Annotated in this window: 3 protein-coding genes; 1 reads left to right on the top strand and 2 read right to left on the bottom strand. The window is 73.0% G+C overall.

Annotated features, from left to right (window positions below; genetic code table 11):
* Positions 1-109 precede the first annotated feature (109 nt).
* Positions 110-1,186 (bottom strand): sensor histidine kinase, encoded by a 1,077-nt coding sequence (locus tag ACWEVO_RS24060; protein WP_452309778.1) that lies wholly within the window; start codon positions 1,184-1,186, stop codon positions 110-112.
* Positions 1,167-1,832, bottom strand: a complete 666-nt coding sequence (locus ACWEVO_RS24055; protein WP_452309777.1) for a response regulator transcription factor — start codon at positions 1,830-1,832, stop codon at positions 1,167-1,169. The genes ACWEVO_RS24060 and ACWEVO_RS24055 overlap by 20 nt, the downstream gene beginning before the upstream one ends.
* 249 nt (positions 1,833-2,081) lie before the next feature.
* Here ACWEVO_RS24055 and ACWEVO_RS24050 point away from each other — a divergent pair, with 249 nt between their 5' ends.
* Positions 2,082-7,277, top strand: a complete 5,196-nt coding sequence (locus ACWEVO_RS24050; protein ID WP_452309775.1) for a hypothetical protein — start codon at positions 2,082-2,084, stop codon at positions 7,275-7,277.
* The last annotated feature ends 249 nt before the right edge of the window (positions 7,278-7,526 follow it).

Genomic DNA, 7,526 nt, shown 5'->3' with positions numbered 1-7,526 from the left:
CTGGTGATGCTGGACGGCTCCGGCAAGCAGCGGTGGGTGCTCAGCATCCACGGCGACGACGACCTCTACTTCACCGCACACACCGCGGCGACCGGCAGGGGCGGGACCGTCACCCCGAGGCGAGCGGGACCGGCCCGGGTTCGGCGTGGACCGGCTCCGGACGGGGCGCGCCGGCCAGGGCCCGTTCCGGCACCCGGAGGCCGACCCGCGCGCCACCGCCCGGCCCGGTCCCGATGACGATCCGTCCGCCGAGCGCGCCCGCCACCGCCCGGACGATGGCCAGTCCGAGCCCCGTTCCGGTGGCGGTGGCCCGCCCCGGCCGGCCGTCGAGCAGGTCCGGTACGGCCGCCGGCGCGATCCCCGTTCCCGAGTCGACCACCGCCACCGTCCAGCCGGTGGCGTCCCGATGTCCGACGAGGGCGATCCGGTCGCCGGGGCCGGTGAACTTCACCGCGTTCTCGATCAGGCAGTCCAGGGCCGCCTCCAGGCGTTCCGGGTTGACCCGGGTCGGCCCGATGGCCGAGTGGCACGACCACTTTCGGTCAGCCGTCGGCGCCCAGCGGCGGGCGATCCGGGCCAGTTCGGCGTCCAGGTCGACCGGTCGGACCTCGTGCCGCTGCTCCAGCTGCATCAGCGTGACGAGCCGGTGCGCGATCCGGGTCGCCTTGTCCAGCTCGTCGAGGACCACCCCGCTGTCCGCCAGCGTGGCCGGGTCGTCGTGCGTGGTACGCAGCAGCTCGGTGTAGCCGCGGGCGATGGTCAGCGGCGTGCGCAGCTCGTGGGAGGCGAGCCGGACCAGCAGCTCCTGCCGGTGCGCCCGGTCCCGTTCGGCCGCCCCGATCCGTTGCACCTCGTGCAGCAGCACGTGCCGCCGGTGCACGTGCCAGGCCATCACCACGAAGATCACCGCCATCAGCGGCTCCTCGGCGGTCTCCTCCCAGCGGATCTCGCCGATCGCCGCGTGGTGGGCCAGGATCACCCCGGTGGAGGTGGTCACCGCGACCAGCGCGCCGACCATCCAGGCCAGCCCCCAGGTGGTGAACCCGTAGACCAGCGCCAGGCTGATCCAGACCAGGTGGAACGGCACCGTCTCCTGCCCGGGCAGGAACCACATCAGCACCACGTTGACCGTGGCGAAGAGGACCCAGATCCCGCCGAGCGCCCGGTCAGTCGAGGGCGTACGCATAGCCCACGCCCCGGACGGTCTCGATCCGGTCCGGCCGGTCCAGCCGGCCGCGCAGGCGCCGGACCGACACGTCGACCACGTTGCTGCCCGGGTCGAAGTTCAAGCCCCACACGTCGGCCAGCAGCTCCTCCCGGCTGCACGCCCGGCCGGCCCGGGTCATCAGGTGCTGCAACAGCAGGAACTCCCGCAGCGGCAGCTCCACCCGTCCCCCGTCCACGGTGGCCCGGCGCCGGTGCAGGTCCAGTTGCACCGGACCGACCCGCAGCCAGCGGCCGGCGTCGCCCGCCGGCGCGCGCATCCGGGCGCGTACCCGGGCCAGCAGCTCGGCCACCGCGAAGGGCTTGCCGAGGAAGTCGGCGGCGCCCGCTTCCAGCACCGCGACCCGGGTGCTGATCTCCGGCACCGCGGAGAGCACCAGCACCGGCTGGTCGGGCCGCTGCTCCCGCAGCCGGTCCAGCACCTGGCGCCCGTCCAGACCGGGCAGCATCAGGTCCAGCACCACCAGGTCGAAGTCCCGGCGCAGCGCGGCGTCCAAGCCGGCGCTGCCGGAGGACGCCCGCTCGGTCAGCAGGCCACCGCCCTCCAGCGCCCGGGTGACCAGCCGGCCGATCCGGTCGTCGTCCTCGATCACCAGTACGCGTCCCACCGTGCCCCCACAGCCGTCGGTGACTTTCTGGCGCCTTCATGAAGCTCCTGTCGGGTTCATCTCCGCGTCCGCCGAACGGGGCTAGCTTCTGTCGCCGTTCCGACACGGCCGCGCCCCGGGCGAATGACGGCCGGATGACGGCATGGTCATAAACGGTCGTCGACGCGGCCACGCCACCCATGCTCCTCTCACCAGCCCGGCCGCGTACCGCATGCGCGGCCGGTCTCCGTGACCGAGGGGGTGAGGGGCATGCTGCGCCGTTCCGTCTGGCCGCGGTGGTTCGTGTCCACGTGTTGCCTGTTGCTCGTCGGGTTCGTCGTACCGCCCGAGTCGGCCGCCGCCGAGCCGACCACCGGCGGCATCACCCTGTCGGTGGTCAGCGCCCGGACCGTCGGTCCGGCGCCGCAGATCCAGCAGGGAGCCCCGGTGGCCGACTACCGCTGGATGATCACCGCGGACGACACCGGCGACCCGCACGACGCGCTGGAGCACTGCCTGCCGGCCCGCGCCGGCGTGGACAGCGCGCCGGACTTCGCCGACCACTGCCGCTGGCCGTCCATCCGCAACACGCCCGGCGCGGTGGCGGTGGTCGCCCAGGGCGACCAGGACACCCTCGCCACCGGTACGGCCCTGACCGGGCTGCCCGCCGGCCGCTACCTGATCTCGGTCACCGCCGACGGCTACAAGATCGACGGGGAGCACTTCACGGTCACCGCCGGACAGACCGCGGCCGTGACGGTGGGCATGCAGCCGTACCCGCTGCCGCTGGGCACCGTCCGGCTTCGGGTCTTCGAGGACAGCGTGCCGGTGGACGGCACGTACGAGGTCGGCGCCGAGGACGGGCTGGCCGGCTTCACCGCCCACCTCGCCGACGTGATGGGCGAGGTGACCGTCGACTACTACGGCAACCCGCTGTGCACCGAGTACCGGCACACCGCGCCCGACGCCGACCACCCGGCCGGCCGGGTGGTCTTCGACGCCGACGGCCGCCCGGTGATCGCGAAGGAGTCGACCGGCTGCCGCAGCGATGCCAACGGCGACATCACCATCCCGAACCTCGGCCCGGACCGCTACGCCGCGCAGGTCGTGCCGCCGAGCGGACGCAGCTGGGTGCAGACCACCACCCTCGAAGGCGGCCACGACTGGGACGTCTGGGTGCAGGAGGGGGACACCGGCTACGACACGGAGCAGACCCTCGGCGGCGAGCCGGTGCCGTACGTCGACTTCGGCTTCGTCTCCCCGAAGGCGCTCACCGGCACCGCCACCGGCGCGGTCACCGGCACGGTGGTGCAGGCGTACACCTACGTCGGCGGGCAGGGTGGGGTCACCCTGCCGGCCGACGGGGTGGCCGGCGCGAAGATCGCCGGCCCGGTCGCCCGGCCCTGGGTGGCCCTGTCCGACCTCGGCGACGGCGACCGGATGGTCTACCTGGACCGGGGCGCCGCGGACGGCTCCTTCCGCATCCCGCACGTGCCCGACGGCGACTACCAGCTGACCCTCTGGGACGGGCCGCAGGAGATGCTGCTGGACAGCTTCAACGTCACGGTCAACGGCGGCAAGACGGTCGACCTCGGGGCGAAGCCGCTGGTCGGCTGGTTCACCGAGATCACCGGCACGGTCTTCGTCGACACCAACGGCAACGGCCGGCAGGACCCGGGGGAGAGCGGCGTGCCCCGCTTCCCGGTGGTGCTCAAGGAGCGCGACAACTCCCTGATGGACCAGGGCACCAACAGCGTGGTCACCGACAGCGTCGGGCACTACGCCATCAAGGAGGCGTACCCGCTGACCAAGTGGCTGGTGCTGGAGGCGTTCAACACCCGCTACAAGACCACCGGCATCACCTACCAGGCCCCCAACGAGCCGAACCCGACCACGCTGCTCGGCGCCGCCGTCGACGTGGACGTGCTGCCGATCATCGGGCTCAGCGGCCGGGTCGACTGGGGGGTGCAGCCGTACCGGGGGGCGGAGAACGGGGGCATCGCCGGCACTGTCACCTACGACACCACCCGCAACGAACTGGACCCGGCGTACGCGGCCACCGAGCCGTACCAGCCGGGCATCCCTGGCATCGAGGTGCACCTCTACGCGGTGGTCCGGGACGAGAACGGCGACCCGGTCCGCGAGTCGGACGGCTCGCTGAAGAAGGGCCCGGAGCTCAACGACGCGTACACCTCGGAGACCTGGCAGCCCGGCCGGGGCTGCACCGCCCGGATGTTCGACGGCCGGCCGCTCACCGACCAGCTCGCCCTGCCGGACTTCGGCACCGAGGCCGACCAGATGTGCGTGGAGGCCCCGATGATGGGCTTCCAGGCCGCGCCGACCGACAACGACCCGACGAACTTCGGGCAGACCGTCAACGGCAACTACGCCTTCGCCGACTCGAAGCTGAACCTGATCTCACCGGGCGACCCGGCCAACCCGGGCCCCGACCACGACCTGCCGCTGTACGCCCCGCTGCCCGACGGCGAGACCCAGCCGCTGGTGCCGGACGACTACCTGGTCAGCGTGGAGAGCCCGACCAACCCGGTCGGTGGCGGCCCGATCTACCTGCCCACCCGCGAGGAGGACGTCAACGTCTTCTCCGGGGACGGCTTCCTGCCCCAGGAGAACTTCCCGCCCTCGGCCGACCAGGCCACCGACCAGCCCGCCCCGCCGGACCCGCAGCCCGACCCCGGTGAGCCGCCGTCGCAGGGCAACGGCATCACCTCGTCCTGCGCGGGGGCGCTGCACACCGTCGAGGTCACCGACCCGGGCTTCCGGGACGGCGGGGGCAGCCCGTTCGAGGGCCAGCGGCGCCCGCTCTGCGACACCAAGCTGGTCGAGGTGCGCGCCGGGCAGGCCAGCGCGCCCAACTTCAACCTCTTCACGCCGGTGCCGTTGCCCACCCACTTCTGGGGCCTGGTGATCAACGACCTCGGGCTCACCCACGACAAGCGCAGCGCCAACTTCGGCGAGGCCGAGGGCATCCCGAACATCCCCGTCGGCCTGTACGACTGGGCCGGCCGCCTGGTGGACACCGTGGACACCGACTTCAACGGCATGTACGAGGCGATCGAGCCGTCGACCAGCACGTACAACTGTCCGCTGCCGGCCGGCCCGTGCCCGAACATGTACCGCTTCGTCGGCAACGACCCCGGCCAGCCCGGGCACCTCAACGGCAACTGGAACCCGCGCTACCGCACCATCGCCACCAACTTCCAGGCCTGGCCGGGGCTCTACACGGTGACCGACACGGCGCCCACCCAGGTCGCCGCGGTGGCCATCGGGCCGGACTCCGGGCAGCTCGGCCCCGTGGTCTGCGACCCGGCGGTGGACGTCCCGCAGATCTTCGCGGCCTCCCGGCCGTACCTGCGGGGCAACGATCCGACCAGGCAGCTCACCCTGACCGGCGCCGGCTTCGGCCGCACCCCGGGGCGCGTCGACGTCAGCGGCTTCACCAGCCAGACGGACACGCCGGTCGTCACCGTCACGTCCTGGTCCGACCGGCAGATCACCCTCACCCTGAGGAACCGCACCAACCCGACGGCGGAGCTCGCCCACGGCACGGCGGTGCTCACGGTGACCGCCGCCAACGGCCAGCAGACGGTGGACGGGTTCACCCTGCAGATCGTCGGCAACGGCGCGGGCGCCGGCACGGCCAGGAACCCCCGGGTGCTCCAGGTCAACCCGCCGGCCTCCGCCGTCCGGCCCGGGGAGACGACGTACCCGACCGTGCAGGCCGCCCTGGAGGCGGCGGCCCGGGCCGCGGGCATCGCGGTGGTCGCGGTCTGGCCGCACGCGGCCGGCAAGGACAATCCGTTCGGCGCCTACTACGAGAACGTGGTGGTGCACTCCTCGGTCTGGCTGCGCGGCGTCGGCCCCGGCGGCCGGTACGGCGACGGCACCTACGTGCCGGGCTCCGTGCTCGACGGGCGCGGCTTCGGCATCGACAACGCGGCCGGCACCGCCTGGGTGAACCTGGTGCAGGCCACCGCGCACGCCGCGCCCGCGGACGTGCCCGACGGGGCGGTGGTGACCCTGCTCGGGCGGGACAACCAGTTCACCCGGACCAACGCGCCGGCCCTGTCCGGCTTCCGGATCACCGGGGGCAACCAGTCGGACTTCCCCGGCAACGTCAACACCAACGGCAGCGTGCACACCCCGGTCGGGGCGGACGGTGCCCTGATCACCCAGGGCGGCGGGATCTACCTGCACTCCCAGGTCCACTACGCGGCCATCACCGACAACGTCATCGCCGCCAACAGCGGCGCGTACGGCGGCGCCGTCCGGATCGGCACGCCGTACCTGAACACCGGCAACGACCACGTGACCATCTCCCGCAACCAGATCCGGGACAACGGCGGCACCAACCTGGCTGGCGGCATCGGGATCTTCGCCGGCAGCGCCGGCTACTCGGTGGACCACAACGCCCTCTGCGGCAACTTCTCCGCCGAGTACGGCGGCGGGATCACCCACTACGGGCTTTCCGCCGGTGGCCGGATCGCCAACAACCGGATCTGGCTCAACCAGTCGTACGACGAGGCCGGCGGCGTCATGGTCGCCGGGGAACTGCCCGCCGACCCGGCGGCGTTGTCACCCGGCTCCGGCGCGGTGACCATCGACAGCAACCTGGTCGAGGCGAACCTCGCCAACGACGACGGCGGCGGACTCCGGCTGCTCCAGGCCGGCAACGTGCCGATCACGGTGACGAACAACATGCTGGTGGACAACATCTCCACCCACGAGGGCGGCGGCATCGCCCTGGACGACGCGCCCGACGTCCGGTTCGTCAACAACACGGTGGCCGGCAACATCACCACCGCCACCGCGGCCACCAGCACCGGCCGCGCCGCCCCGGCCGGCCTCTCCACCACGGCCAACAGCGAGCAGCTCCAGGCCACCCTGCCCGCCGGCGCGCCCACCTTCAGCAAGCCGAAGATGTTCAACAACATCTTCTGGGACAACCGGGCCGGGGAGTGGAACGGCGTGGCCGTCACCGGCATCGGCGCGGCCGGCGCTCCGGCCGGCGAACCGGTCCGGCACTGGGACATGGGCTCGGCCGACGGGGTGGGCCCGCTGACCCCGACCGAGACGGTGCTCCAGGACACCACCGGCACCGCGCCCAGCGGCACCAACCGGGTCGGGCTCGACCCGCGGTTCCGCAGCCCGTTCCCGGTGTCGGTGTCGGTCCTGACCTCGCGGACCTTCCCGACCTTCCGCCAGGCGGTGATCGTGCTCCAGCAGGTCCCGCTGACCCGGATGGGCGACTACCACCTGACCGGCACCACCTCGTCGGCCACCGACCTCGGGGTCATCCTGCACAGCTACGGCGACACCACGGTGATCGCCCCGACCACCGACATCGACGGCCAGGCACGCAACCTCCCGCACCCGGAGGCCGGCGCCGACGAACTGCCGTTCACCCCGCTGCGCCGGCTGCCCCTCACGCCGTTCCACGGCCGGTGACGGCCGTGCCCGACCGCCGCATCCCACCGGCCGACCGCGACGCACCGGCCTGACCGTCCGGGGGTGGCCGACCCCACAGCGGCCGCCCCCGGACCCCGACCACCCATCGAGGAGGAGATCGTGACCGATCCCGTACGGCAGCGGAGCATCAGCCGGCGTGCCCTGCTGGCCGGCCTCACCGGTCTGGGGGCCTGGGCCGTCCTGCCGGAGAGCGGCTCCGACGCCGAGCCGCGCCGCCCGGCGGCGGTG

Source organism: Micromonospora sp. NPDC003776 (assembly GCF_053605645.1).
Note: the sequence above shows the minus strand (reverse complement) of the source record. Positions and strands in the feature narration are given on the sequence as shown.

Coding starts and splice junctions, on each gene's coding strand:
- ACWEVO_RS24060 (WP_452309778.1), bottom strand. CDS start 1,186: ATGCGTACGCCCTCGACTGACCGGGCGCTCGGCGGGATCTGGGTCCTC.
- ACWEVO_RS24050 (WP_452309775.1), top strand. CDS start 2,082: ATGCTGCGCCGTTCCGTCTGGCCGCGGTGGTTCGTGTCCACGTGTTGC.